Source organism: Flavobacterium sp. W22_SRS_FP1, from assembly GCF_052113685.1.
Taxonomy (GTDB): domain Bacteria; phylum Bacteroidota; class Bacteroidia; order Flavobacteriales; family Flavobacteriaceae; genus Flavobacterium.
This window is the reverse complement of sequence record NZ_JBGQOE010000005.1, coordinates 16,460-43,280: the sequence shown is the minus strand read 5'-3', so window position 1 is coordinate 43,280 and position 26,821 is coordinate 16,460. Positions and strand designations below refer to the sequence as shown.

General features: G+C 36.3%; 23 protein-coding genes. 3 read left to right on the top strand and 20 right to left on the bottom strand.

The window, feature by feature from the left end:
- Window positions 1–33: 33 nt before the first annotated feature.
- Window positions 34–3,087: a DNA polymerase III subunit alpha gene (locus ACEN2H_RS04475; RefSeq protein WP_441730808.1), complete on the bottom strand. Its 3,054-nt coding sequence runs from the start codon at window positions 3,085–3,087 to the stop codon at window positions 34–36.
- A gap of 4 nt (window positions 3,088–3,091) precedes the next feature.
- Complete coding sequence (dinB, locus tag ACEN2H_RS04470) at window positions 3,092–4,273, bottom strand: DNA polymerase IV (RefSeq protein WP_441730806.1); 1,182 nt, start codon at window positions 4,271–4,273, stop codon at window positions 3,092–3,094.
- Window positions 4,274–4,360: 87 nt separating this feature from the next.
- On the opposite strand from dinB, the gene ACEN2H_RS04465 reads away from it, so the two are divergent.
- Window positions 4,361–5,128, top strand: coding sequence for an XRE family transcriptional regulator (locus ACEN2H_RS04465; protein ID WP_441730804.1), 768 nt, complete (start codon window positions 4,361–4,363; stop codon window positions 5,126–5,128).
- 97 nt (window positions 5,129–5,225) lie between these two features.
- Here ACEN2H_RS04465 and ACEN2H_RS04460 read toward each other — a convergent pair whose 3' ends face one another.
- A complete protein-coding gene (locus tag ACEN2H_RS04460; protein WP_441730802.1) occupies window positions 5,226–6,692 on the bottom strand; it encodes a glycoside hydrolase family 130 protein in 1,467 nt (488 codons plus the stop codon).
- 510 nt (window positions 6,693–7,202) lie between these two features.
- On the opposite strand from ACEN2H_RS04460, the gene ACEN2H_RS04455 reads away from it, so the two are divergent.
- Entirely contained in the window at window positions 7,203–8,249 is a 1,047-nt protein-coding gene (locus ACEN2H_RS04455) for a zinc-dependent alcohol dehydrogenase family protein (protein ID WP_441730800.1), read from the top strand.
- 424 nt (window positions 8,250–8,673) lie between these two features.
- Here the strand turns inward: ACEN2H_RS04455 and ACEN2H_RS04450 are convergent, their stop codons facing one another.
- The 17 genes from ACEN2H_RS04450 to ACEN2H_RS04370 all read right to left on the bottom strand — a co-directional run bounded on the left by ACEN2H_RS04450 (window position 8,674) and on the right by ACEN2H_RS04370 (window position 25,795).
- Entirely contained in the window at window positions 8,674–9,099 is a 426-nt protein-coding gene (locus tag ACEN2H_RS04450; protein WP_441730798.1) for a hypothetical protein, read from the bottom strand.
- 273 nt (window positions 9,100–9,372) lie between these two features.
- Window positions 9,373–9,594, bottom strand: coding sequence for a hypothetical protein (locus ACEN2H_RS04445; protein ID WP_441730797.1), 222 nt, complete (start codon window positions 9,592–9,594; stop codon window positions 9,373–9,375).
- A 103-nt stretch (window positions 9,595–9,697) separates the two neighbouring features.
- Entirely contained in the window at window positions 9,698–10,762 is a 1,065-nt protein-coding gene (locus tag ACEN2H_RS04440; RefSeq protein ID WP_441730796.1) for an L-dopachrome tautomerase-related protein, read from the bottom strand.
- Between the two features lie 444 nt (window positions 10,763–11,206).
- Window positions 11,207–12,637 (bottom strand): OprD family outer membrane porin, encoded by a 1,431-nt coding sequence (locus ACEN2H_RS04435; protein ID WP_441730794.1) that lies wholly within the window; start codon window positions 12,635–12,637, stop codon window positions 11,207–11,209.
- A gap of 104 nt (window positions 12,638–12,741) precedes the next feature.
- A complete protein-coding gene (locus tag ACEN2H_RS04430) occupies window positions 12,742–14,442 on the bottom strand; it encodes a bifunctional metallophosphatase/5'-nucleotidase (RefSeq protein WP_441730792.1) in 1,701 nt (566 codons plus the stop codon).
- A 29-nt stretch (window positions 14,443–14,471) separates the two neighbouring features.
- Window positions 14,472–15,752 carry an OmpP1/FadL family transporter gene (locus tag ACEN2H_RS04425; RefSeq protein WP_441730790.1) on the bottom strand — a complete coding sequence of 427 codons (1,281 nt, stop codon included), beginning with the start codon at window positions 15,750–15,752 and terminating at the stop codon, window positions 14,472–14,474.
- A 516-nt stretch (window positions 15,753–16,268) separates the two neighbouring features.
- Window positions 16,269–16,697, bottom strand: coding sequence for a DsrE family protein (locus ACEN2H_RS04420; RefSeq protein WP_441730788.1), 429 nt, complete (start codon window positions 16,695–16,697; stop codon window positions 16,269–16,271).
- Window positions 16,698–16,710: 13 nt separating this feature from the next.
- Complete coding sequence (locus tag ACEN2H_RS04415) at window positions 16,711–17,784, bottom strand: c-type cytochrome (RefSeq protein ID WP_441730787.1); 1,074 nt, start codon at window positions 17,782–17,784, stop codon at window positions 16,711–16,713.
- Window positions 17,785–17,790: 6 nt separating this feature from the next.
- Window positions 17,791–18,288: a DUF6691 family protein gene (locus tag ACEN2H_RS04410; protein WP_441730785.1), complete on the bottom strand. Its 498-nt coding sequence runs from the start codon at window positions 18,286–18,288 to the stop codon at window positions 17,791–17,793.
- 12 nt (window positions 18,289–18,300) lie between these two features.
- Window positions 18,301–18,870 (bottom strand): YeeE/YedE family protein, encoded by a 570-nt coding sequence (locus ACEN2H_RS04405; protein ID WP_441730783.1) that lies wholly within the window; start codon window positions 18,868–18,870, stop codon window positions 18,301–18,303.
- 487 nt (window positions 18,871–19,357) lie between these two features.
- The gene (locus ACEN2H_RS04400; protein ID WP_441730782.1) at window positions 19,358–19,927 is read right to left on the bottom strand and encodes a redoxin domain-containing protein; all 570 of its coding nucleotides are present in this window, start codon (window positions 19,925–19,927) and stop codon (window positions 19,358–19,360) included.
- A 22-nt stretch (window positions 19,928–19,949) separates the two neighbouring features.
- Window positions 19,950–21,161, bottom strand: a complete 1,212-nt coding sequence (locus tag ACEN2H_RS04395; protein WP_441730780.1) for an MFS transporter — start codon at window positions 21,159–21,161, stop codon at window positions 19,950–19,952.
- 45 nt (window positions 21,162–21,206) lie between these two features.
- Window positions 21,207–21,515 (bottom strand): DUF202 domain-containing protein, encoded by a 309-nt coding sequence (locus tag ACEN2H_RS04390; RefSeq protein WP_441730778.1) that lies wholly within the window; start codon window positions 21,513–21,515, stop codon window positions 21,207–21,209.
- A 263-nt stretch (window positions 21,516–21,778) separates the two neighbouring features.
- Complete coding sequence (locus ACEN2H_RS04385; protein WP_441730776.1) at window positions 21,779–22,048, bottom strand: rhodanese-like domain-containing protein; 270 nt, start codon at window positions 22,046–22,048, stop codon at window positions 21,779–21,781.
- Window positions 22,049–22,066: 18 nt separating this feature from the next.
- Entirely contained in the window at window positions 22,067–23,467 is a 1,401-nt protein-coding gene (locus tag ACEN2H_RS04380; RefSeq protein ID WP_441730774.1) for an MBL fold metallo-hydrolase, read from the bottom strand.
- Window positions 23,468–23,639: 172 nt separating this feature from the next.
- The gene (locus ACEN2H_RS04375; protein ID WP_441730772.1) at window positions 23,640–24,914 is read right to left on the bottom strand and encodes an FAD/NAD(P)-binding oxidoreductase; all 1,275 of its coding nucleotides are present in this window, start codon (window positions 24,912–24,914) and stop codon (window positions 23,640–23,642) included.
- An 83-nt stretch (window positions 24,915–24,997) separates the two neighbouring features.
- The gene (locus ACEN2H_RS04370) at window positions 24,998–25,795 is read right to left on the bottom strand and encodes a sulfite exporter TauE/SafE family protein (protein WP_441730770.1); all 798 of its coding nucleotides are present in this window, start codon (window positions 25,793–25,795) and stop codon (window positions 24,998–25,000) included.
- A gap of 409 nt (window positions 25,796–26,204) precedes the next feature.
- Between ACEN2H_RS04370 and ACEN2H_RS04365 the strand changes: the two genes are divergently transcribed.
- Window positions 26,205–26,684 carry a hypothetical protein gene (locus ACEN2H_RS04365; protein ID WP_441730768.1) on the top strand — a complete coding sequence of 160 codons (480 nt, stop codon included), beginning with the start codon at window positions 26,205–26,207 and terminating at the stop codon, window positions 26,682–26,684.
- Window positions 26,685–26,821 lie beyond the last annotated feature (137 nt).

The following is a 26,821-nucleotide window of genomic DNA, read 5'->3' as shown; positions in this document are numbered from 1 at the left end:
TATTGACAAGATCTTTTTAACTAATAGTTGTTTTTAACCCATTTTATACCTCGGCAGATTAATTTCGTGTTCTTGTGGATAGGGTGCCCGATGTGTCATGCTTACATCTTCTTTAATCTGTTCATGTACTTTATATTGCCTATCGTTTGTGTTAGAATAACGCGGATCGGGTACAAAGGGCATTTTGGCCATTTTGCTGACGGTAACTGTGGGGAAATGATAGTCAACTTCAACGGTTCCAAGAAGCAGATAACATCCTCCACCTTGAAAAGGATATTTTTGAAGGCTATTTGTAAAATGTGCGGTATCGAAATACTCTCCTTCATGGTCAACCCAGGTCCCAAAATACATAGTCCCCATTTTGGTAGGTACATGTTTCCTAGAAATAAGATAGGCTAGCATTTTTACGGTTTTTTTATGATGGCTTAATAAGTCTTTTGCTAATACCTGTCCGCGATATTTTGTCTGTAACAAATCGAATGGGGTGCAGGAAACCGGAAAGCTCAAAAGCTCAATTTCGTCAAAAGCATCTTCAAAAGCGGAGCGTTCGAGTACAGGTAGCGTGTATTCTTTTATCGGTTCCTGAAGGAGCAGTAGATTTTTGTTTTCGGGTTTGAAGTTGACCAGAATCAGCCTGGCAATTACCAATAATTGGTTTTTTGTTTTACCCGTAAAGCGGAAGGCCCCAATAAAAATCAAAATCTGTATGCCTTCAATACCTATGGGAATGCGGTTGATAAAATCTTCCAATGATTTGAACTCGCCATTTGTTTCCCGTTCCCTAAGTATAAAATGCGCTATTTTGCTTTCCAAACCTTCGAGCTGCATAAAACCCAAATAAACGTTGATACCGTACAATGTCGTTTCGTGTTCACTTTTATTCACACAGGGGTTGTGTATGGTCGCCCCAGACATCTTTGCCTCATGTACATAGACTTCGGTACGGTAAAAACCGCCATGGTTATTTATGACGGCGACCATAAATTCAATAGGATAGTACACTTTTAGATAGAGGCTTTGGTAACTTTCGACCGCATAAGAAGCGGAGTGTGCTTTACAGAACGAGTAACCGGCAAAGGATTCAATCTGTCGGTATATCTCTTCGCTCAACTTTACGGAATGCCCTTTTTGAGCACAGCAGGTGAAGTAATTGTCTTTCACTTTTTGCAAAGTGGCCTTCGAACGACCTTTGCCGCTCATGGCGCGACGCAAAATATCCCCATCGGCAGCGGGAAGCCCTGCGTAATGTAAGGCAATCTTAATTACATCTTCCTGATAGACCATAACACCGTAGGTTTCGCCAAGTTGTTCCTTAAAAACATCATGAAAATACTCGAACTGATCCGGATGGTTGTGGCGGAAGATGTATTCTTTCATCATTCCAGATTGGGCGACACCTGGGCGGATAATCGACGAGGCTGCAACAAGGGTTTTGTAGTTGTCGCATTTAAGGCGGCGCAATAGTCCCCGCATGGCTGGGCTTTCGATATAGAAACAGCCAATGGTTTTTCCATGACTTAGAGAGGCATTAGATTTTGTCTCATTTTTTGATAAAGCAATATCACGGATATCGACTTTTATTCCTCGATTTTTCTCTATTAGCTTCACGCTATCATCAATATGACCAATGCCGCGCTGGCTCAGAATGTCAAACTTTTCGAAGCCAATGTCTTCTGCAACGTGCATGTCGAACAAGACGATTGGAAAACCTTTTGGGGGCATTTCCAAAGGGGTATAATTAGTAATAGGTTCTTCCGAAATGATTATACCACAGGAATGCATGCTTCTTTGATTGGGATATTTCTCGAGTAGCATTCCATATTCCTGGACTAGTTTTACGATTGGGTTTTTATCGTGTAACTGCATCGGTTTTTTGGCCAACAGATCTAATTCTTCTTTGGGTAAACCAAAAACTTTACCTACTTCTCTAAATATAGAGCGGTATTTAAACTCCACGTTGGTTCCGCAAAAAGCGACATACTCAGCACCATATTTGTCAAAAATGTACGTCAGAATGGTATCGCGTTCTTTCCAAGACCAGTCAATGTCAAAATCAGGCGGGCTCTTGCGGTTGATGTTCAGGAAACGTTCAAAATATAAATCCAGTTCAATAGGGCAGATGGCAGTGATCCCAAGGCAATAGCTAACGATACTGTTGGCCCCGCTGCCGCGACCGACATGTAGAAATCCTTGGCTGATGCTGTATTGAATGATATCCCAAGTAATCAGGAAATAACCGCTGAATTCCAGTTGGTCAATCACCTTTAGTTCTTTTTCGATTCTTGCCTTGGCTTGCGGATTGTCGTTACCGTACTTTTTTGATAATCCTTCGTAAGCTAGATTCGTCAGAAGCTGCATATCACTTTCCCGGCTTCCAGAATAGTACTTTTTGTTTCTGGGTGTTTGGAACTCAAATTCGAAATTGCATTTATCAATGAGTTTTTCCGTGTTTTCAATAATTTGCGGATACTCTTCAAATTTGGATAACAATTCCTCCAAAGGAATCATTACCTCAGACGTTTTGCAATAATCGTCTGCAGTAAGTTTTGATAAAATGACATTGGTATCAATAGCACGGAGTATTTTATGCAGATTGAATTCTCTTTTTGTTCGAAAAGTTATCGGTTGTAGGACGACCATTTTGTCGAGTCTGGCTCGCCATTCTGGGAGGAATAATTTTGGAAGCTGATCTGGACAAATTCCTGTAAATTCATACTCTTTCAAAATCGCTGGTAAATTTTCGAAAGGATAAATAATGCATACATCATTAAACTCAGGAGCAGCTAATGGCAAAGCAGTGTTTTCGAAATTATGTTTGGTCAGGAAGCGGTTCATTTCTGCCAGCCCATTTGCATTTTTGGCTAAGCCGATATAACGCAATTGATTGTTACAGCGAAATTCTATTCCCACGACTGGCTTGATGTTGAGTTCTTTGCAGCCTTTTATAAAATCATAAATTCCTGTTACCGTATTAATATCCGTTAATGCCATTGCCTTAACATTACAAGTAGCGGCCTGCTGTATTAGATCAGCCAGCGGGATAGTCCCGTAGCGCAGCGAGTGAAAAGAATGACAGTTGAGGTACATTGCGTTATGATTTGCGTTTCAAAATTTCGGATTTGTTATTGGGCTTGAATGTTGCGCCGGCACAACGCATTACGGCATCAAAGCCATACCTACTTTTCATTTTGTCCATTGCTTGGTATAATGACAACATTTCTTCAGTATCTTCAAACATATTTATTTGGTAAGTACCTCGCACGAGTCCGCTGAAGCGAATCCCAATCAAGCGAAGTCGCATGCGGCGCTGGTATAATTTATCAAATAAGTCATTGACGTTTTTTGTGAGGGTATGATCGGCTGAGGTATAAGCTACTTTGCATTGCTTGGTTTCAGTGTCAAAATTGGCGTAGCGAATTTTGATAACCACGGTTGAAGTCAACCATTCTTCTGAGCGTAGCTGAAAAGCCAGCTTTTCGACCATGCCCACAAGCACCGATTTCAGTTTTTGAATATCGATGGTGTCTTGGTCAAAGGTATGTTCGGTCGAAATTGATTTTCGTTCTGTATATGGTTCCACGGGATTATTGTCAATGCCGTTTGCTTTTTTCCATATATCGATGCCGTTCTTGCCTATCATGCGTTGCAACACTTCCGCAGGCATTTCTGAAAGCGTCTGAATGGTGCGGATGCCAATTCGGGACAGTAGTTGAAAAGTTACGTCACCTACCATGGGTATTTTTTGTATGGACAGTGGGTTCAAAAATTGCTTTACCCTGTTCTCGGGTATTTCCAGGTTTCCCAGTGGCTTTCCTTCTCCGGTAGCAATTTTGGATACCGTTTTGTTTACAGATAAGGCAAAGCTTATAGGCAAACCAGTTTCTCTGATAACGGAATGTGCTAGTTCATCGGTCCATTTATAGCTACCGTAAAATTTATCCATTCCGGTAATATCGAGATAGAATTCATCGATGCTGGCTTTTTCTACGATTGGTGCGTTTACTTGGATCACCTCGGTAACCTCATGGGATAATTTGGAGTACAGTTCCATGTCCCCTTTCATGACTTTTGCCTGCGGGCAAAGTCGGAGCGCCATCTTAATAGGCATTGCGGAACGTACCCCAAAAGTGCGCGCCTCATAAGAACAAGACGCAACCACACCACGGTCGCCACCGCCAATAATCAAAGGAATTCCTTCTAGTTTTGAATTTCCCAATCTTTCGCAGGACACAAAAAACGTATCCAAATCCATATGTACAATTGCCCTTCCCATAATCTTCTCATTTTATACACGACAAAATTAGCACGGATTGTAACAAAATTAAGTATATTTGTTGTTCCAAATTGTAACAAAATTAAGATGTCTTTATTTTCCGATAATATCAGGAACCTTAGGGTTAAACAGAAAGTTTCACAGGAAAAGTTGGCTGAGTCGCTGGCAATAACTAGAGGGAGATACGTCAAATATGAAGACGGAACTTCGGAAGCGCCTTATGAAATTCTGAAAAAGATATCCCAGTATTACCACATCAGTATTGACCTACTGCTTTCGGTCGATGTGCGGAAAATTCCCATGGATGATCTGATGAAACTCGGGGATAACAGGATATTATTACCCATTACGGTGGATAGGGAAGGAGACAGCTTTATTGAAATTGTTCCCCATAAAGCGAGGGCCGGTTATCTCAGCGGTTATTCTGATCCCGAATTTATCGAAAGTCTACAGCATATTTCGTTGCCCTGGCTGCGCAATGGTAAATTCAGAGCTTTTCCCGTAGATGGAGATTCTATGCCGCCCCATAAAAGTGGTTTCTTTATTGTGGGCCGTTATGTGGAAAAACTAGGAGATGTAATGGATGGCAAGACGTATATATTATTGACCAAAAACGAAGGTATCGTTTACAAGAGACTGAACAAAAACGGAAAAAATGCATTGGTACTTCATTCGGATAATGCCTATTATAAATCCTACGAGGTTAAGGCCTCAGAAATTCTTGAAATCTGGGAGTTCGCCTGTAGTTTTGCCACCGAAGAATTTGGACCTGATGATTTGAGTCCAGAAAGTTTAAAAGAGCTACTGACGGAATTGAGAAGAGAGGTTAGAGAAGTGAAGGAGAAGCTTTCTTAAATGAATTTATTTTATTCCAATATTTATTGAATTCCTAGCGTAAAGAACTTAACGCTATTGGACAAGACAAACATAAAATAGCTAAGCTTTAATCCATTCATTTACTTTTCTTCAATGCATCCAATAATTCTAGCATATCAACCACCCCATAAGTAGAGGAGTAGTCTGAGACTGCGTAGGGCAATATAAGACTGTTGTTATGAATAATAGAGCCGCAAGAGTACACGACATTGGGCACATAACCTTCTCGTTCCTCTTCACGTGGCGAAAGTAAGGGGTCTTTCAGCCTACCTATTTCCTTTGAAGGATCATCAAGATCAAATAGAGAAGCGCCCAAGCAATACTGTCTCATAGCTCCTACACCGTGGGTAATAACTAACCAGCCTTCTGCTGTCCAAAGTGGAGATCCGCAATTCCCAATTTGTGTAAATTCCCATGGAAAACGAGGTTCTTGAAGCATAACAGGATTATCCCATTGTGTGAGCTTATCGGAAAACATAAGGTAATTGTTGACACCATCAATTCTGGAAAGCATGGCATACTTGCCCTTAATTTTTGTAGGGAATAATGCCAGGTTTTTGTTTTGAGCACCGGCTCCATATAAAGGCATCACACGAAACGTATAAAAATCTTCAGTAGATATCATTTTTGGAAGAATGGTATGCCCATTATAAGCGGTATACGTTCCAATTATTCTGTGTGACTCATGATCATTAAAAAAGCGCACAAAACGGGCATCTTCAATACCTCGGCTTTCAGAGTCTGAAATTGGGAATATGACACGCTCGGAGAGATCTGAATCGTGTTTGAATTCTATATCATAAAATGAATCCGCCAACCAGATTATTTCTTCGAGTGCCATTTTTCTGTCTTGACTGATTGATTGATCGCATAAGGCTTTACCGACCAAGTCTTTTAATGTAGAATACTCAAATTCCTCAGGCAGTTGTTGCATAATACTAGTTGAGTATTTATCCGAAGTATGCATCTCGGTCAATTTTATGATAAATCGTTCTTTGGTGTATGACTTTTTGTGTACAATCTCTGCTTTATCAATGTCGTTACCCGTTTTCATCACATGAAGGTCGTTATTTATATCAAGGATTCCCCTTCTAAAAACGATTGATGAGATATGTCCTTCTCCGGTTGCACGGAAAGAAATAATCACACGCTTCTCTCCTTTCTCCAAGTTCGACTGATCGAAATCTTCAACAATGGAGGGGTTAAAAATAGCTGCTGATTCTATCGCGTATTCCATGGTGCAGTAGGAACCAATAAGCATTTTTCGTTCATTTGAGAGGCTGTCATAATTGATTTGCATTCCTTCAATTATTCCTCTGATATTCTCGCAATGTTTATAAAATATAGTTGAAATATTTCGATGTCGTCTGGCAAATTCTCGGAGTGTTTGTTCTAAGGTGTCTGTGACTTGTTTTTCATCCAAAGTCATAATATGGCTCAGCATTTTTTGGGTCCGTTGATCACCATTCATAAAATAACGGGCAACAATCCTACTTGAATCAGGAGTAAATAATACATTTTTTCGAATAACTGGAACTCGCATAGATTTATTTTTAAATTACAATAAAATAAGTGCGCTTTTTATGTAGTGACAGCTTGATGAAGAATATTGAATTGTTTAAAAAAAACTAAAAACAAAGGATATTCAAAGTAAAATTCTCAGTTACACAATACTATTAAAATTACAAAATAAATAAATAAAATAGAATTAAATGTTTAACTAAAAAGTTGTATTTATAACTTAATCCAACCATCTTTTAATTTGATGTTTGTTAATAATGTTTCCAGCATTTTATCGCTATAAACAAAGCATTGTAGTTTATCTGTTATGTTAAAAAGTCCGTATATTCAGACAACCTCAGCTTTTTTTGCTATCTTTATGGGGATATATACGTACAAATCGTTTGTTATTTGATCGCTAGCTATCGTATATTATATTCAACCAAATTTTGGTACCTATCTCTTTTCCGATCTCAAATCAGCATAAGTAGTTTGAGGAAACAGTGAATATAATTCAACCACCAATGCACTAATCTTTAAAAAAAAAAAAGAAATGAAAGCAACTATGAAAGGTCTTGTTTATGGAGGCCCCGGAAAAATTGAACTGAAAGAAATACCAGTACCTAGTATTGAAAAAACAACAGATGCACTAGTTAGAGTTTTAAAGACTACGATTTGTGGGACAGATTTAGGGATTTTGCATGGTAAAACTCCGAGCTGTAAGCCCGGAACCACTTTGGGACACGAAGGAGTTGGTGTCATTGAAAGTATAGGCGATGGTGTTCGAAATTTTAAAAAAGGAGACCATGTGATTATTTCCTGCATTACTTCGGATGGAACTTGTGAATATTGCAAAAAGCAAATGTATTCTCATTGTGAAGACGGTGGCTGGATATTAGGGCACCTTATCAATGGAACTCAAGCCGAATATGTTCGCATTCCGCATGCTGATAATAGTTTGCACTTGATACCTGAAGAATCTGATGAAGAGGCTCTGGTGATGTTGAGCGATATTTTACCCACAGGACATGAAATAGGAGTACTAAATGGGCAAGTTAAACCAGGAGATACAATCGCTATTGTGGGCGCAGGTCCCGTCGGTATGTCTGTATTACTGACCTCACTGTTTTATTCACCTGCCAAAATCTATATGATTGATCTCGATGAAAACCGATTAAAGATGGCCAAGGAATTCGGGGCTACTGATACCATCAATTCGGGTAAAGAAGATGCAGCTAAGAAAATTCTATCGGAAACTAAGGACGGAGTAGATGTAGCTGTAGAAGCCGCTGGAATATCGGCTACTTTTGATCTTTGCCAAAAAATAATCAGACCAGGAGGGCATATGGCTATTGTAGGGGTTCATGGTAAAAGCGTCGATTTACAACTTCAAGACCTCTGGATTCAAAACATTACCTTGACAACTGGTTTGGTAAATACCAATACCACTCCAATGTTATTAAAAACGGTTTCCTCAAAAAAAATAGATCCCAATAAGTTGATAACACATCATTTTAAACTAGACCAAATTCTGAAAGCCTATGAAGTCTTTGGGAATGCTTCTACGGAAAAAGCGATGAAAGTAATTATCGAGCCATAGCAGGAACGACTTCTAGTTTATTTTTAGATATTAAAACCCGTCTTTTACCATTATAAAGACGGGTTTTTTATACGAAAAAAATAGGGAGGATCGAGTTGGTTGTTTTCAAATACCTAGCCATTATTAACTTTTTCTCATTGCATTTAGCAGCTCTATGATATCCATCCAGGCACAAGTAGAGTAGTAGTCTGATCTGGCATAAGGAAAGATAAGACTGTTTTTGTAAATAATCAACCACAAGAATAGACAACATTAGGTTGTTGTCCTTCTCGCGACGAAAGTAAGAGATCTTTGAGTCTTCCAATTTTCTTTGAAGTATTATCAAAGTCAAATAGAGAGTTGTCTGAGCAATACTGCCTTATTGCCCGTACAAAGTGGCTGATCCTCAATCCCCAATTTGTTTAAATTCCCATTTGTAACTAAGCTATTGAAGGATAACGGCATTATCCCATTGTGTGAGTTTTTCTGAAAACATAAGGTAATTATTGACACCATCAATTCTGGAAAGCATGGCATACTTGCCCTTAATTTTTCTGGGGAATAATGCTAAATTTTTATTTTGAGGACCAGCTCCAGACAACGGCATTACACGAAACGTACAAAAATTTGCAGTCAAAATCGATTTTGGAAGAATGATATGACCATTATAAGCGGTATCAGTTGCACTCTTTTTTTTTTCGGATTTATCATAAGCAACAAAGCGCACAAAAAAAGCGTCTTCAAAACCGCGGCTTTCAAAATCGGATCCAAATTGTCTATCATAAAATGAACCCGCCAACCAGATAATTTCTTCGAGTGCAATTTTTCTATCTTGACTGACTGTTTGATTAGAGAATGCTTTATCTACCAAGTTTTTTAAGGCCGCAAACTCAAATTCCTAAGCAGTTCTTGCATAATACTAAATGAGTATTTGGGGTATGTATCTCTGCCTATTTTATAAAAAATCGTTCTTTAATGGATATAATCTCTGCTTTATCAATGTTATCAACAATTTACAGCAGCTGAAAATTATTATTGATAGCTAAGATTCTCCTTTTAAAAAACAATTGATGAGGTTTGACTTTCTTTAGATTCTACTGATGGAAATCTTCAACAATGGAATGGTTGAAAATAGTTGCTGATTCTATGGTATATTCCATAGTACAAAGGAACCAATCAGTATTGTTTGTTCATCTGAGAGGCTGTCATAATTGATTGGCATTCCTTCAATTATTCCTCTTATATTCTCGTAATGTTTATAAAACATACTTAAAATATTTCGATATCGTCTGGCAAATTCTCGGAGTGTTTGTTCTAACGTATGTATAACTTGTTTTTCATTCAAAGTCATAATATGACTCAGCATTTTTTGGGTCCGTTGATCACCATTCAAAAAATACCGAGCAACAATCTTACTTGAGTCAGATTTTTGTTCAATTCTTTTCTGGTCGAATGAACTTATGAAAACATTATAATTTGATTGTATTCAGGCCAAAAATCATATCATCAATAGGACCAGTAATTTCGTTGATTCTGGAGTTAGTATAATACAATACGTTATCATGAATGCTAAAAGTATCTGCCCAACGTACTTTTTCTCCTTTAACCAGCGTAGTGACTGCTCCTGCTGCATCCATTTTCATAATGGCATTTTGTTCCAGATCCGCATAATATAAATTTCCATTGGCATCAAATATCATTCCGTCAGGAGCGACTGTTTTTGCCACTTTTTCTACCGCTTTTTCAATTTCAATTTCTGTTCCTTTCAGTAAAGTTTGTACATCAATGGCGTACAATGTATACCCAGTTAAAGCATGGAAGTACAACTTTTTATTGATGGGATTTAATGCTATACCGTCAGAGTGAATCGTATTTTTCCATTCTTTTCCATTAATGGTTAAATGATCAGCTTCCGCTTTTGTTGAAAAATGATTGTCTAATACTCGTTTTGCCTTTCCCGTTTTTATGTTTAGAATAATCAAACCCGCATGACCGGAATCCGTTAGGTAAATACTTTCGTTTTCTTTGTCCACTCTCAAATCATTGATGTAAGAATCTTTGTGAAAACTCTCTTTAGGAAAAGTATAGGTTCTTTTTAGTGTGTTTGTTTTTAGATCAAAGACAAATAATTTTGGAGCACCAATCACCCCTTTAAATAAAGGGCTTCTTGTATCTAAAACATATAAATCATTCTCAAATGCCACGACTGATTGTACGGCAACAAAAACAGAATCGTTTACCTCTTGGCCTATTTCCCAATTGTTCCATTTTGTATTGGGATACGAAATTGGTTTTCCGTCAACCACTTCTGCTACCGAAGCGATAACAGCCGGTCTCCAGCGCGGAAAGTTTACAAAAATGCGTCCTTGCTGTGACACAGTAACCCCCGTAACTTGTTGTCCTTTAAACTTGGCTATTTCCTGAACAGTTTGTGCCATTTCCGTTTTGTCTTCTGCATTTTGGGTCTTTGTGTTTTCCTTTTTACAGCTAGTTAAGCTTAATATTGAAAACAGTAATAAGGCTGCTTTTTTCATTTTTAAATCGTTTTACTTAAAGTCGTTTTGTCTAATCTAGATTTAGGTTTTTGATGTCTGTAACATACTAATCACAGTACAAAGGTACTGTTAACGAAATTGTAGCTACCCTAATTCTAGAATATATTATAACAATAGTGGCATCTTAATACTTAGGGAAAAAGAGCTTAATTTTTTTAACACTACAATATGTAAAAGACCAAATCTCATGATTTATGCATGGCCTAAGGAAAAGCGCAGCAAGGTTTCAAGGCATTTCGGCACGATTATCAATTTTTTGTGGTTGATGTGTTAAAAGAATTAGAAACGTATTTTAAAACCCCATAGGGTTTCAACTGTGACCCGGGCCCAGGTTAAAGGACTTTTGCAAGAAATCAGATTGTCGTTTCCAATTCAATTCGTTGGGCGCGACGATTGGAATTTCCATCACATCACGCTTCATAATCAAAAATTAAAATTGAAGATAAAATTGATGTTACTCATATTGGTTTTATTGAAAACAAAATTCTTGTTGCCATAAGTTTCACCAACATTAAATTTGTGCACGTACAATAATTGTGCGTCAAAACCTTTCAACATACCCTGAAATTGGTGACGGATTTCGGCATTCGTTTGGACATAAGAAGGGAATCCATATTTGTTTAATTCAAATGTTTTCACGTCGGGCAAAGCAAAATATCCCATTGCCAGATGAGATTTGAATGTTTTTTGAGGATTCGTATATTGTATCTTAGTCATTATCGCATTAACGTCACCAAAACCTTCGTTTCGTTCTCTGGGCATAAAAGTATAAAAGGGGTCGCGTCCCCATTCTCGAGGCATTAAATACCTTCCTTTGGCGGTTATTCGATTGTAACTTAGAGTGATTTCTATTTTTTTATTTTGCCAACCTAATCTTCCTCCAAAGGTCTGAGAATTGCCATCTTTTTCAAAATATGTTTTGCTGGGATCCTCGTTTCCGCCAAAATTCAGAGCACTTTGGTATATTGTCTGAAATCCAAAAAGTATTTTTGAGTTGGCATTTAAATCATATTTGTAGTCCATTTGAAACAGAGCAGAATTGAATAGGTTTTCCGCATATTGGTTCCATAAAAGCGCTTTTAAATTATTTACTGATTCATTTTGTATGCCAACAATATAAATGCCGTCACTGTCTAAATTTCCTGCATAACTGGATTTTGTTCCATCAGGATTCACGCCAGTTGAATAAATCCCTATAGATTCTCCCACGTCAAAATATTTCAGCGTGCTCCGTGGCGAAATTCCGTAGAGATAGCCCAGATTAATTTTAGTTTTTTTGATTTCATTTAAATTGACCCAGATTCCATTCACTTCTGTAGGCCGCATTCTGCCGTCCTGCAGATTTATAAATGAGGTGTTCAATAACTGCTTACCAATGGTTATATCTGAATTTTTAAAGTTGTATTTCAGATATAATTCTTCTACACGACTTAAATTGTTTTTGTTTGTTGGGTTTAGAACATCAAAAAGCCCTACTTCATATCTATTGGAAGAATTCGTTCTCGGGTCTTTTTCAGATAAATCCGAGGATCCTATATTATGAATGTAATATCCGCTGACTCCAAATTGAAAATTATGGAATTTAGCCGTTTCAAATTTCACTCCACCTCCCATCGCATTAGCATAATAATCGGATAGACTGCTTTCGTTTTTAGTAGCCATGAAGAAATAACGGAAATGACCACTAAAGTTTCCGTTTTTGAAAGCGTTTAAAATTGAAGTAGAATCAATTTTTTCATTACTTTTTTCTTTCCATACCCTTGGTTTATCTGAAATTTCCTGATGTTGGGCCGACGAATGTATACTTAATATGAGTAAAGAAGTTAAAATTATTTTAGAGAAAAAACATTTCATTTATGAGTCTTTAATTTTTGTCAAAAATAAGCCCAACAGAAATAAAATTAGGTAACATTTATCACAGTTGGGCAAATAAGATTAAAAATTAAATGTTTAGAACACTATCTGAAAGTGTAATCAACACCACTAACCTGCGTCAATAATGTCTCCGGAGCATCCAGAATTATGGCGTTTTTTTGAGGTGTAGGCGTAACGGGAGAGTTTTCCTTTAAGTATTCTTTCAACACAGAGTGTAAGGTTGAAGTTGTGTTTTTGGGATCCATAACTCCCTTCATTCTGCAAAGCATATCCACAGGATCGCCATCGCGTTCACAGGCCATAATCGAATAGATTTTTTCAGGATCTATCGGCGAATTTTTTACGGTAATGCTTTGCACTCTTGTTCCCATTTCGGCAAATGCGTTGAATTGCACATTCATTCCTTTAAACTTTACGACCCAGCCGCCAAAACGTTTTGAGGCGTCTGTAGCAAAAACATTGTTTAATTCTTTCTCTAACCAGTTTATCAATTGTTTCCCGCTAACTTTCGCGGTTCGTACGGTACTGTCAACAGGTAACATATCAAAAACGAATCCGTTTGTAATTGGAATATTTCCTGTTTCGTCTGCCGTGGTTTTTGGCGGGCAAAAACGGAATCCGTTTGAAAGGTTAATATCGATTTCAGGAAATTTCCAGTGCAGGGCACTCAGAATCATCGTGTCAATCGGGTTTTCTACCACAAAATAGCGGTACAGAGGAATCGTGCTGTATCCGACCACCGTATTAATTTGTTCTTGATAAACAGACTCTTTTTGTATTAATAATTTTTCAATTGCAGCGTCTGGTTTTATTTTTGGTGAATCAACTTCCAGTAGTTCATATTTATCTTCGATGATTTTTCCGTTTAAAATTGTCAAATCTAATTTTCCAATAAAAGAGCCAAATGCTCCCGGTTCTACGACTTTCGAATATTTGCAAACAATTGGTTCGCGGACTCTTTCATGTGTGTCACCTCCTAAAATATAATTAACACCTTCACATTCCGCACGGTTTGCCAATGCTATTTGTTGCGATAATCCAAGGTGTGCAATTATAATTACATAACTGCATTGTTCTTGATTTCTAAGGACATCCACGTAATGAGCTAGGTTTTCCTCGGGATTTGTATAAATAATTCCTTTACTGTAATTTGGACTTTGTCTTATAGGAACCAATGGATCTGTGTATCCTAAAAAACCAATTTTTGCACCTGCTACATGCCAAATGGTATAGGGTTGAAAAATAAGTTCCCCACGTTTTCCATCACCTAAATCGTGGTACATATTGGTACATATCTTTGGCGCGTCAAGTGAACCTAATAGTGTTTGCATTCTCTTTTTGCCGTAAATCACTTCCCAGTTTCCGGGTAAGTATAAGTCATAATCTAGTGCATTCAAAATGGGAACAAAAGCGGCACCAGTGGTTTCTACACTTAATTCGCTTCCCTGAAACATATCACCGGTATCGATGGTATAGGTGTTGGGGTTTTTCTTTTTCAACTCTTTCAAGAGGGTTGCCACATAAGCATAACCCCCAGTTTTTCTAAAAACGGCTTTTTCATTTTCCCAAAACAACTCGTCATGGGGATGTATCTGGCAATGCACGTCAGTGGTCTGAAGTATTGAGATGGTTTGAGGTTTACTGGTATCAACATCTTTCGTCAGGTCGGTTTCTTCTATTTGTTTCGTATTTGGAAGAGCAGAAAGGGGAGAAATAATGGCGGCTCCCAGACTCAGCGTTCCCACTGATTTCAGGAAATTTCTACGGTTGTTATGTGATTCCATTTTATTTATTTGAAAATTATTATTGAAAACTATATTTTATATGAAATTCCCAGCATTATCATGCTTGTGTCCATTTTATAAGAAACCTTACTGGTAGGAACTGCTCCTAAAGGATTAGTTTGCCCGGCTAATCTTGGGTTGTATATTGGCCCTCCTGTACTACCGTCGCTTGTAGCGTTGTGATATACCGTATTTAAGGTTAACTTTTCAGAAAATTCATATCCAAAACCAAATTGATAGGCATTTTGAGTTACTGCAGTTGCAGAGGCTGAGAAAAAAGCCAATTCCGGTTTAATAGGATTGGTATTATAGGTGTAACCTAATCGTAGAGGCAGTTTTTTAATTCCTTTGTATTGTGCCCCTAGAGAAACTATTTGCATATCGCTCCATCCAAAACCTTTTACAGCTCCCGTTGCAGACCATCCATACTCTTGAAAACCTTCCGTTTTTGAGTATTCCACTTGTCTGAAATCAAAGGCTAAATCTAATTTGCTGTTTGAATACCCAACGCCTAATGAATAAACCGCAGGGAAATTCATTTTAAAAGAGTTTTCCGAAGCAGAATTGTCTAAATAGGTGTTTTCAAATTTAAAATCAGAGAACTGCTGTTCTGTTTTGTAACTGGCCCCTAATTTAAAACCTTCTTTATTTTGGTAAAAAATACCGATTTGTCCCCCAAAACCTGTTGCCATAGCATTATTAGTGGTAGGATAACCAGCCATTGTCGGATTAGCCGTAGGATTTGGTTTTAATTCTAATGTAGCAACATTGAAGTTCGGACTTACACCAATAGAAACTGATTTAGATAGTTTATAGGCATAACTTAAACCCGTTTGAAGCATCATATAATTAGAAGTTAAATTTCCAAACCCACCCATAGATTGAGGCATATTTATTGGATTTGTCATGCTTTCAGGAAAATCAACACCAAAACCACTTATTCCAAATGCAAATGCTCCAAAAGTATGTTTACTATCTTTTTTTCCGTAAACAAAACCCAAAGAAGGCATAATTGAATTACTTTTTACATCAGTAGATGTACCGCTCATTGGGCCGTTGGGCGTAGGCACGGTCGATGAAATTGCCGGATTTGCCATAAACAAACCTGCACTTAAAGAAATAGTTCTTCCTTCAAAAACAGATATTGCTGCAGGATTCCATTTTAAAGCTCCACTAATATCAATTGGTTGTGCCGTTGAAGCACCGCCCATAGACATATTCACTGCTCCAATCCCTTGCATTAAATGTCCAGATTGTGCAAAAATGTTTGTAATAAATAAAATCGAAATGATGGTTAGTCTGTTTTTCATTGGTTATTTAGCTTAGTTAATAGATTTAATTATGATTTTTATAAAAATTGCTGATAAACATATTTATTGTGCCGTTTTATCTTGCGGAACACTCGAAACATTTTTTTTAATTATTGTCCATATTAATTTAAGTATGGTATTTATATTTAAATTTTATCTAAAAGGGATCAAGCACTATATCTAAAATCAACAACCTCTGATTTTTATTTATGATGTCTTAATGACTACTTGAATTCATCTTTTATTGAGCGCATTTTCCATTTGATAGTAACGCAATCGATTTCGTTATTTCTGCGCAGTTTTCTAATATATTTTCAAAACGATAATGAAAATAAAAAGTATGACTAACTGTTTAAAATCTATCGACAATCTATTGACAATGTTAATCCATCACTTATCGACGCAATCAAATTTGTATAGCAACTTGAAACATAATATAAACGTTGATTTTCATAACGCTGATCTTAGTTACACTGCTAAAGAACAACGATTTTGTAAAAGTCTTATAGAAATTAATTAAAAACCTCCTTTTATATAACTCCAGCCTTGTTCTTGTTTTTCAACAATTTCAGCAATGCCGGCAGGAACGTATTCCACTTCAGGGATAAGTTGCTCTTTAGTTATTTTTCTATTTTTCATTGTGTTTTCGCAAACTAAAAAATGAACTCCTTTTGCATGAAGCGCTTTAATGGCTGCAATATGTTTTGATTTTGTGGTCATTAAATACTCTAATCCCATATTGTAAACCACAACTTCATATTTTGCTTTCGGCCAATGATTAGTTAAGTTATTTAGCTGGTTTGTAAATGCTTTCTGTTGAATGGTATCATTGGCATTAGTAAATTGAAACACTATTTTATGTTTATCCTCTCTTTTTTGGGCAAATGTGCCAATGGAAATGAGGCTTAACAATAGAATAAATATAATCGTCAGATTTTTCATCATTTATTTTTTAAAATTACTTTTTCGCGTCTTTCTTTTTTTGCTCTTTTATTGGTTTGAAAGGTCCAAATTTATGTTGCGTTTCAGAGAATTTATCTGAGAAGGGACCAAACGGATGATCGACCGCTTTTTTGGAAATGTTAGGCCAATCCTTACTTAAATCTTTGGATGGTCGAGCCAAGTTATTTACATAAGCTGCAAGATCCCAGGACTCTTCATCGGTTAACTGTGGATTGTCATATGTCGCACCTAGAGGCATATTGTATTTTACATATCCAGCAAAACGACTTATTCTGTAAAGTCCCGCACCGCTATTATAGGAATTAGCACCCCACAATGGCGGATAGGTATATTCTTTTTTATCCTCTGCCAAAATGCCTTGGCCATCGACTTGATGGCAGCTGGCGCATTTAGCATCGTATATTGTTTTTCCTCTAATAGGGTCAGCGGCCCTGTCTAAAAACTCTAAATCATAAATTCCAGAGGCCTTGGCGTCTTCGCCTTTAGGTACATCTTTTCCTATATACTCAATGTAAGCAATCATGGCTTGCATTTCTTTGTCTTTTTCATTTAGAGGCGAACCATTTAGGCTTCGTTCTAGGCAATCGTTGATTCTTTTGTAAATACCTTCAATTTGGCCGCTTCTACCTCTCATTTTTGGATACGTAGAAAACACGGAACCATAATTATTACCCCAGGCTTTTGTTCCTGAATCTAAGTGGCAATTGCTGCAATTCATTCCGTTAGTGATTTTGTTGACACTACCATTTGGTCCTAAATACTTAGAGGTATGGGAGATCAAATCTTTTCCATACTCCAACTGTTGCTTTAAGACTTCATCTGTAACTAAATTAATATCAGCAGCTTTCCAGAAGCTCGCCATTTCATTTTGCAAAAGAATTTTTTTCTCTGCCTCGACAAATAGTAAATCCACATTTTTATCATTATTATCAAACCAAGAGTTAATGGATGGACGATAAAACAGGAACAAAAACACAAAGCCAACCAAGAAAAGAACGGTGGTAAAGAGAAAAAACAGACTTTTTACAAACGATCTGAAATATTCGATATTAATTTTGTCCTTACGCATAAGTTTCTAATGAACTAATTTTTCTCTAAAATATCCATATACCCAAGTTCCCACTATGGCAGATAAAAGTGTAACTATCATTACTGTCGCGCCCGTACCTATTTGCGCAAATAAAGGACCAGGACAAGCACCAGTCATTGCCCAACCCAAACCAAATATGAGTCCACCGATAATCTGACCTTTATTAAAAGTTTTGTCGTGGAATTCAATTTTTTCGCCATTAATGGTCTTAATATTGAATTTTTTTATGATGAAAATCGATATTGCTCCCACTACAACTGCACTTCCAATTATCCCGTACATATGAAAAGACTGGAAATGAAACATTTCCTGTATGCGGTACCAACTGATGACTTCCGCTTTAATGAATAGGATACCAAATAAGGCTCCAACGATTAAGTATTTTATATTAGAATACCATTTTTGCTCCAATTTACTTTCATTGACACATGCGGTGTCTAGCGAACGAGTTTCGAAATCTGTATTTTGATCTTTATTTTGCATATCGAATAAATTTTAAAGTGAAAGAATAAATGGTAAAATAAAATTTGCCATTATCAGTCCGCCAATGAAGAAACAACAGGTCGCAACTAGAGATGGCCATTGTAAATTAGACAGACCTGAAATGGAGTGACCACTAGTACAACCGCCTGCGTAACGTGAACCGAAACCAATCATGAAACCGCCAACAACAATCATAATAAATCCTTTGAGGGTCAAAACATTTTCCCAAGAGAAAATCTGTTCAGGTAGCATACCATCGATGTTTGTAATTCCATATGTTGCTAATTCTGTTCTAAGATTAGGGTCAATAATAATTGGATCTGGGTTTGACAGAAAGCTAAATGCTATTATACCACCAATTAAAATTCCCAGTACGAAAAACATATTCCAGATTTCTTTTTTCCAATCATATGTAAAAAAAGGAATACTTGCGGGTAAACACATCGCACAAGTGTGTCGTAAAGTGCCACTTATACCAAATGATTTGTTTCCAAGGATTAATAACGCTGGTACTGTAAGTCCAACTAATGGTCCGGCTATATACCAAGGCCAGGGTTGTCTGATTAATTCTAAAATTTCCATGTTTGTTTTTTATTTGATACAAATATGCATCATTAAAATGGTGCCTTATGTTACTTTTGTCACACAACGTAATAAAGTTAAAAAAAAATGATAAATTTATTATTATCGAAGCTTAAAATGGCGTAATATTTTGTTATTAAGTGATTTAAATCATTAAAATATCCGTTTTATCGGACGTTTTTAATTTAATAACTAGAAAATAATACAGTTATGTTTTTTATAAGTAGACCCGATTCGTTGTGATTAACTTTTAGAGATAAGTTTCGTTCGTTCGAGTAATCTTCGACAGAAAAATGTAGTGAGAACATCAAAAATTATAATTTAAAACGATTCTCGATATAGCTCACTTAGATTCTTAAGCATATTATCAATTTTTGTCTCGCTTTATTACTCAATAAAATATACGAATTGTTGTTTTTTATAATTACAACTAAAGGAGTTAAGTATGATGAGTATCTAATTAATGAGCTGCTGTTTAATTTTTTGTTTATTGTTTAAGCAGTTCGTCTAGGCTTTTCCTGAAAGAATCACTATTCCAGTCAGCAGTGCCAATTTTTGCAACAACAAGATTGCCATATTTATCAATAAGGTAGCTGGCCGGTATCGTGCTTGATTCCAATTCGAGTGGTGGATTTGTTTTTGATCGATAAACAGGTAAGTTTAAGCTTTCTTTAATTAAGTAGGCATTCGATTTTTCGAAGGAATCCGTGGTGACAAATAAAAAAACAATTTTATTCTGGTAGTCGTTGTACAACTTCTGTAGACTTGGCATTTCAGCAATGCAAGGAGGACACCAAGTGGCCCAGAAATTAACGAAAACTAATTTTCCCTTATATTGATCTAGTGATACCGTCTTTCCCGCAGCATTGACTAATTGCCATTGGTTGCTTGAAATTTGTTTTTGTTCTGAAGCGATAATTGTCTTTGGCGAAAAGGCCAGCAGTCGATTTAATTGTACTTTAACAAAAGTGCCAAGTGGACTAAAAAGCAATAGTGCTATAAATAGGATAAAAGCAATATTTTGAATGCTTGTTTTTTTTGGTTTTTTCCAGCTCATGTTATTTTTCTCTAGTAATATATTAATTGTCTTTTGGCATCCGGATTTCTATAACTACTGACGATATAATTGTAATGAGGCCTATTAGTATGACAGCATAATTCACGCCAAATAAATCGGAGGTTATTCCAGAAATGATGGCGCCTATCGCATAACCTAAATCCCGCCAGAGTCTAAACGTACCTATGCTTTCGGCTCTTTGGTGTGGAGTTGTCGCCTGTGCAATAGCAGATAAAAAAGTAGGGTATACCAATGCTGTTCCCAAACCTAATACTGCCGAAATGCTAGCTAATTGATAGAATTCCTGTGCAAACGGAATAAATAGAATCGCAGTACCCTGCATTAACATTCCCCAAAAAAGCATTTTCTTTTTCGAATAAAGATCAGACATTCTTCCTGTAAATAATTGACCGAAGCCCCAGACTGTAGGATAGATGGCTGCTATAATGCCAATATTTTGAGAATCGTAACTCATCGAAAGCAAGACAATGGGTAGAAGGCCCCAAATCATTCCGTCATTCAAATTATTAACTAACCCAGCTTGGGTTATTGCGCTTAATGTTTTGTTTTTGAAAGAGGTTTGGATAAAAATATTATCAAGTTTTTCCTTTTTATTAGATGTACTTTCTGCCTGTACAAATAAGCGCGTGTCTTTGACAAAAAGTAAAGTCAGTAAAAATCCAATTATTGAAATTCCAATCCCCAGATAGAATGGGTAGGGGGTAATTCCGTATTTTTCGGCAATATAGCCTGATAGGAAAGCAACTAGTCCAACGGCGAAATAACCTGCAAATTCGTTGAGTCCCATTGCCAGACCGCGGTCTTTTTCTCCAACCAAATCGATTTTCATTATCACTGTACTGCTCCAAGTTAGTCCTTGGCTAATCCCCAACAGAATATTAGCAAAAATTACCCAATTCCATGAGGCTGCATGTATCAGAATAAAGGGTATTGGCAATGCTAAAAACCATCCAAATAACAGTAGATTTTTTCTACCATATCGATTTGCTAATTTGCCCGCGAAATAATTGGTAACTGCTTTGGTTATACCAAAGGCAATTATAAAAGACAGAATTGCCGTTTTTGAAGCGACACCAAATTCAATCTCGGCAAATTTTGGAATAATGGTTCTTTCCATTCCAATCATTCCGCCCACAAAGGCATTTATGATGATCAAAAGGGTAAATTGTTTCCAGTTTTCTTTTAGTCCGAGTTTTGCGGTATTTATTTCCAATTGTTGTCTTTTATTTATTGTAAAAAGTCAAAAATAGTTGTACTGCTATAACTTGTAATACTCTAATTGGTATTCACCTATGTGTTTTTTGTTCTCTAAAATGGATTTTTTATGCTTGAAATAGTTAAACACCCCATATATAAAAATGATAAATGAAGTAATAAATAATACTATTTCAATAAGTAAGCTATTCTCAATTTTCAACAAGTTTCTCAAGCTCAAACCCGCAATCAAAAAATACATTGATGTTCTCAAAAAGGCAAGAAAAGTGGATTGATTAGCTAATAAAGTTCGCTGTAAAGCTAATTTCTCTCTTAAAATTAAATCTTTGTTCTTTGTGTTTTTTGTTTCCATTTCAATTTGTTTTCTTAATTTGAATAAGTTGTCTATTCATATTTGTTTTACAGAACCCTATAGTTCTATTAGCATTTCTGAAGAGACTGTCAAATTTAGTTTTTTATCTAAATCAATTTAAAGAATAAAATGCTTTCTATAAACACAATATAAATCAAATCGTCGTTGTTTAAATTAAATTCGATCTCTAAAAAAACAATGTGCAGTTTAAAACAAGAAAAATATCTGTTTTAAATTGCACATTATTTTAACATCACTATAGCTTATTTACTGATCGCCTCTTTTACCTCTTGCCAGGTGCCGCCGTTAATAACGTTTTTGAAACCATTTTGTTCCAATATCATTTTGGCTTGACCGCTGCGATTTCCGCTTCTGCAAAAAACAATAATTTGCTCTTTCCCTTTAAACTTTTCCAATTGGCTGGCTACTTGGTCTAATGGTATATTTGTTGATTCATTTACGTGACCTTCAGCAAATTCAGCTTCTGTGCGTACATCTACTAGGAAAGCATCTTTTTTTATTAAGTGATTCATTTGTATCTTTTATTTTAATTAGTTTTCAGTTGGATTATTTTCTTTAACCCATTCAGCCATTCCTGGAGAATAATTTAAGATATTCTTAAATCCATTTTTAGCTAATAAGGAATAGCCAATAGCAGCCCTGTCACCAGATTGGCAGTGGATTACCACTTTTTTATCTTTACTGACTTTATCTAGATTGCTAGGTAAGGTTCCTACAAAGACGTTATCGGCACCTTTGATATGGCCCGCATTATATTCGGCAACACCACGAAGGTCTACAACTTGTATGTCTTCGTCTTTCTGCAGAGTTTTGAAATCTTCAATTGTGATTTGATTCACTGTTTCTAAAGCGCCATTCTTTTCTTCCCATATTTTTGTCGAAGGGATGTAACCGTAAATGTTATCCAGTCCAATTCTCATTAATTTTCTGGTAAGATCATCTAATTTAGATTCATCAGCCAATATGATAAAAGGTTCGTCGTAGCTAAGAAACCATCCCGCCCAGGTGGCAAAGGAATTATTTCCCTGTATGTTAATGCTTCCAGGGATAAAACCTTTAGAAAATTCTGTTTTGTCTCTGGCATCAACTAATTTTATTCCTTTTGCTAAAGCTGACGATAGCTCCACAGCGTCTAGTTTTTTTAATGTTGGAACTTCGGTAAGAAGCGGACGGTCTACTTTATTGAGGTTTTTCATCATCGCAAAATACTTGGGTGGTTCCGGTTGGTCTTCCAATAAATATTTCACAAAACCTTCCTCATCATTTTTATGTTGGAATGCCCAGTTTCTTATTTTTTCATAACCAACAGTTGTACTTGGAACAGCTCCTAAAGCCTTACCACATGCTGAACCTGCACCATGACCTGGCCATACTTGTAGAAAATCTGGAAGTGCGTCAAATTTGTTGATCGATTGGTACATTTGTTTCGCACCAATCTCTTGAGTTCCTTTTATTCCTGCTGCTTTTTCTAGTAAATCAGGTCTTCCCACATCACCTACAAATACAAAGTCACCGGTGAATAGCATTACGGGTTCATCGCTAGCAGGAGTATCGGTCAAAAGAAAACTGATGCTTTCAGGCGTATGGCCTGGAGTGTGTACAACCTCTAATTTTAAATTACCCACTTTTAAAACATCTCCCCCTTTTATATCAACGTGCGGGAATTCATATTCCCAACCTGCTCCGCCTTCGGCTGAAAGGTACATTTCTGCTCCCGTCAAAGCAGCTAATTCTCTTGATCCCGCAAGGAAGTCAGCGTGGATGTGTGTTTCTAAAATATGAGTAATCTTCATATTGTTCTGCTTAGCAATTTCAAGGTAGGTGTCGACATCTCTTTTAGGGTCGATTACCGCTGCTACACCCGCTTTTTGACAGCCAATAAAATAACTTGCTTGTGCAAGACTCTTGTCGTAAATGTGTTGAAAAAACATATCTTTTATTTTTTAGATTTTTAATTTATTTTACAAAATTAGTCTGTAGATTCATTAGAGCTTGTGACTAATGTTACAGAACCGAATTATTTTTGCTCGATATAAGTAATAATAAATCAAACATTTTGTTTTGTGTTATTTTAAACACTTTAATGTAAATAAGAACAAACATTTACGCAGTTCCTTTTAAAATTTTATTCCAATACAACCAAGGTAATACCTTAGTTTTAAGGATCCACATAGCCCAATTTGGCTTTGCCTGATTGATAGGGAAGGTCATTGTTGGAGTATTTGAATAATCAAATTCAGCTAGCATTAGTTTTCCGTATTGTGTAGGAATAGGGCAAGCACTATAGCCTTCGTAGCGTGCTATAGGAGTTTTATTCTCCATAACTGCCAATAGGTTAGCTACAACTACTGGGGCTTGTTTGCGTATCGCCGCTCCTGTTTTACTGGCAGGAGCACTGCTACTGTCTCCTAAAGAAAACACATTCGGAAAACGACTGTGCTGCAGTGTGTATTTGTCAACTTCTACATAGCCCATAGGATTTGCCTCATCTCTTAAAGGACTAGTTTTTATAAAGTCAGGAGCTGATTGTGGAGGGACTAGGTGGGCTATATCAAATTTCAGAATTACCTTTTTAAGGTCCGGTGTAGAAGTATTTTCTACAGCTCCGTAGGATGCTCCATTTTCCGAAGATAGTTTTTGTGTTAAATTATCATCTAATTCTTTTGTTTCAAATTCAATCATTTTCGTTTCTCCGTTGATCGAAGTAACGTTAGCTCCGTAATGGGTGTGAATGTTATATTTGGTTAATACCTTTTGTAAAGTGTCGGCATATTCTTTTACACCAAATATCATACTCGCTCCTGAGATATAATGCACGTCACATTTATCTAAAATCCCTTTTTTGTGCCAATAATCACAAGCTAGATACATGATTTTGTGAGGAGCTCCACCGCATTTAATAGGTGTTGATGGGTTTGTGAAAACTGCTGTACCACCTTTAAAATCTTTGATCATTTCCCAAGTGTAGGGTGCGTATTGGAAGGAGTAGTTACTGCTTACATTATTTTTGCCTAATGTTTCTTTAAGTCCTTCTATTTTATTCCAATCCAATTGAATTCCAGGACAAACCACCAAGTAATCATAAGTGATTTCAGTTCCAGAAATACATTTAACTGTGTTTGTAGTTGGGTCGAATGCTGAAACTGCATCTTTTATCCAAGTCGTGTTTTTGGGGATAAGGTCTTTTTCATTACGAATAGTTTTTTTTATATCAAAAACTCCAGCACCTACAAGTGTCCAAGCAGGTTGATAATAATGTTTTTCTGAAGGGTCCACGATTCCAATCTTAAGACCACTTTTTTTGATAAGCAATTTTGAAGCTACAGAAAGTCCCGCGTTTCCTCCTCCGATGATAAGTACTTGATAATGGTTTGACATTTTGTGTAAATTTTTAAGATAGTATAACTATCGATTATATTAATAAACAATTTGTTGCCTGTAGACTTAAGTCATACGAGAATTTATTTTAGAATAAGCTCTTTTGTTATAATATAAATTCCCATTACTAAAACAAACCAACCAAATGCTGGTTTTAGTTTTTCTCCATCGATTTTTTTTGATAAAGCTGTCCCAATGAATATTCCAACGATAGCAAATGCTGAAATCGTAAATAAGAACTGCCAGTCAGTGGCAGTTTCTCCGCCTTCGCCAAAGAAACCGATAAGAGATTTAGCCGCAATAATTACTAATGAAGTACCAACGGCCTCTTTCATGGGTAGTTTGCTTAAAATAACTAAAGCAGGGATGATTAAAAAGCCTCCTCCAGCACCTACTAAACCGGTAATAATACCAACGAGCATACCTTCAACAATGATGAGCGGATAATTAAATTTTTGTTCTTGTGGTTCCTCTGCGATACTTTTCTTGTCTTTTTTAATCATGCTGTAGGATGCAATAATCATTATTATAGCAAATAATAGCATTAAAAAGAGGTCTTTAGTCAGTGTAAAGCTTCCAATAGTAAAGATTTCTTTAGGAATCGCAGGTACTATTAATGCTCTCGTGGTAAAAACAGAAATAACAGATGGAATACCAAAAACGATAGCAGTTTTTATATTAACCAATCCCTTTTTAAAATATCCTACCGTACCTACCGCACTCGTTAGACCAACGATAAAAAGTGAATACGCAGTCGCAACGACTGGTTGCACTGAAAATAGATATACTAGAACAGGAACTGTAAGTATACTTCCTCCACCACCAATTAGTCCTAAAGCCGTACCAATAAGTATGGATGCTAAATAACCGAAATATTCCATAATCGTAAATTTTATTATTTGTAAATTTTCTGATACAAATATTGTCAGTTTATTTTGTACATAAAGTAACATTTATCACACAGCTAGTTTTTTTCAAAATCCATGAACATTTCAACATAAATTTAAGGAAAATTTTTCAGATTTTTTGAATAGATTGTATTAGTTATGGATTGTTGTTTTAGAGATAGTTATGCCGATTTTAGGATTATACTAGAGTTATTTTAATCTGGAGTAACTAGTGATTTTCTATAATCATTGTTAGAGGGTTTTGGCACTCTAGTAATGTTCAATAGCAGCTGGTTTGAAAATTATATAGATATAATTGGATGCCAAATAATATACCTATTTCGATATTTATGTGTAGATTAGTGCTGGCAGTTGCCGAAATTATTAATTAATACGTACTATTATGAAAAACCTAAGCCTTTTTTGTTTACTCTTCGCTTGCATTGGATTCGGAAGTTGTAAAAATAATGAAAATGAAAAAGTCGTTGACTCTGAGAAAGTCGAGGCTGAAAAAATCGTGAGCGTAACTTGTTACAAAGCACTTTATGAAAAAGACACTATTGATTTAAAAATCAACACCTTACAAGACGGAACGATAACCGGTGATATGGAGATGATCGTTTTTAATATGCCAGAAAAGCATGGCAAAATCTCTGGAGAATTCCGTGGTGATACATTATTTGCCAGCTATACTTTTATACAAGGTGGGTATGAAAAAAAGACGTACAAAAATCCGATGGCATTTTTAAAGAAAGGTGACGAACTCATTTTAGGTAATGGGAAAATTGAATTTGCTATGGGTGCTTCTTACTTCGTTAAAGGGGAACCAATTGATTTTGAGAGTGTAAAATATAGATTTACAACTGTTGATTGTGTTGAATAATTGATGTTATAAACAAAGGCAAAATTGTTAGGTTATAATGCTGCAACTATGTGGTTTCGTCTTTTTTGAAGATCTGTTCCGGAGAATACTCAGCTATCGACGATTTTAGCTTTTTTTTATTTAGGGTAGGAATTATG

What these genes read in the sequence shown, in the direction of transcription:
- ACEN2H_RS04475 (WP_441730808.1), bottom strand. Translation starts at nt 3,087, where the DNA reads ATGTACCTCAACTGTCATTCTTTTCACTCGCTGCGCTACGGGACTATC.
- dinB (WP_441730806.1), bottom strand. Translation starts at nt 4,273, where the DNA reads ATGGGAAGGGCAATTGTACATATGGATTTGGATACGTTTTTTGTGTCC.
- ACEN2H_RS04465 (WP_441730804.1), top strand. Translation starts at nt 4,361, where the DNA reads ATGTCTTTATTTTCCGATAATATCAGGAACCTTAGGGTTAAACAGAAA.
- ACEN2H_RS04460 (WP_441730802.1), bottom strand. Translation starts at nt 6,692, where the DNA reads ATGCGAGTTCCAGTTATTCGAAAAAATGTATTATTTACTCCTGATTCA.
- ACEN2H_RS04455 (WP_441730800.1), top strand. Translation starts at nt 7,203, where the DNA reads ATGAAAGCAACTATGAAAGGTCTTGTTTATGGAGGCCCCGGAAAAATT.
- ACEN2H_RS04445 (WP_441730797.1), bottom strand. Translation starts at nt 9,594, where the DNA reads ATGCTGAGTCATATTATGACTTTGAATGAAAAACAAGTTATACATACG.
- ACEN2H_RS04440 (WP_441730796.1), bottom strand. Translation starts at nt 10,762, where the DNA reads ATGAAAAAAGCAGCCTTATTACTGTTTTCAATATTAAGCTTAACTAGC.
- ACEN2H_RS04435 (WP_441730794.1), bottom strand. Translation starts at nt 12,637, where the DNA reads ATGAAATGTTTTTTCTCTAAAATAATTTTAACTTCTTTACTCATATTA.
- ACEN2H_RS04430 (WP_441730792.1), bottom strand. Translation starts at nt 14,442, where the DNA reads ATGGAATCACATAACAACCGTAGAAATTTCCTGAAATCAGTGGGAACG.
- ACEN2H_RS04425 (WP_441730790.1), bottom strand. Translation starts at nt 15,752, where the DNA reads ATGAAAAACAGACTAACCATCATTTCGATTTTATTTATTACAAACATT.
- ACEN2H_RS04420 (WP_441730788.1), bottom strand. Translation starts at nt 16,697, where the DNA reads ATGATGAAAAATCTGACGATTATATTTATTCTATTGTTAAGCCTCATT.
- ACEN2H_RS04415 (WP_441730787.1), bottom strand. Translation starts at nt 17,784, where the DNA reads ATGCGTAAGGACAAAATTAATATCGAATATTTCAGATCGTTTGTAAAA.
- ACEN2H_RS04410 (WP_441730785.1), bottom strand. Translation starts at nt 18,288, where the DNA reads ATGCAAAATAAAGATCAAAATACAGATTTCGAAACTCGTTCGCTAGAC.
- ACEN2H_RS04405 (WP_441730783.1), bottom strand. Translation starts at nt 18,870, where the DNA reads ATGGAAATTTTAGAATTAATCAGACAACCCTGGCCTTGGTATATAGCC.
- ACEN2H_RS04400 (WP_441730782.1), bottom strand. Translation starts at nt 19,927, where the DNA reads ATGAGCTGGAAAAAACCAAAAAAAACAAGCATTCAAAATATTGCTTTT.
- ACEN2H_RS04390 (WP_441730778.1), bottom strand. Translation starts at nt 21,515, where the DNA reads ATGGAAACAAAAAACACAAAGAACAAAGATTTAATTTTAAGAGAGAAA.
- ACEN2H_RS04385 (WP_441730776.1), bottom strand. Translation starts at nt 22,048, where the DNA reads ATGAATCACTTAATAAAAAAAGATGCTTTCCTAGTAGATGTACGCACA.
- ACEN2H_RS04380 (WP_441730774.1), bottom strand. Translation starts at nt 23,467, where the DNA reads ATGTTTTTTCAACACATTTACGACAAGAGTCTTGCACAAGCAAGTTAT.
- ACEN2H_RS04375 (WP_441730772.1), bottom strand. Translation starts at nt 24,914, where the DNA reads ATGTCAAACCATTATCAAGTACTTATCATCGGAGGAGGAAACGCGGGA.
- ACEN2H_RS04370 (WP_441730770.1), bottom strand. Translation starts at nt 25,795, where the DNA reads ATGGAATATTTCGGTTATTTAGCATCCATACTTATTGGTACGGCTTTA.
- ACEN2H_RS04365 (WP_441730768.1), top strand. Translation starts at nt 26,205, where the DNA reads ATGAAAAACCTAAGCCTTTTTTGTTTACTCTTCGCTTGCATTGGATTC.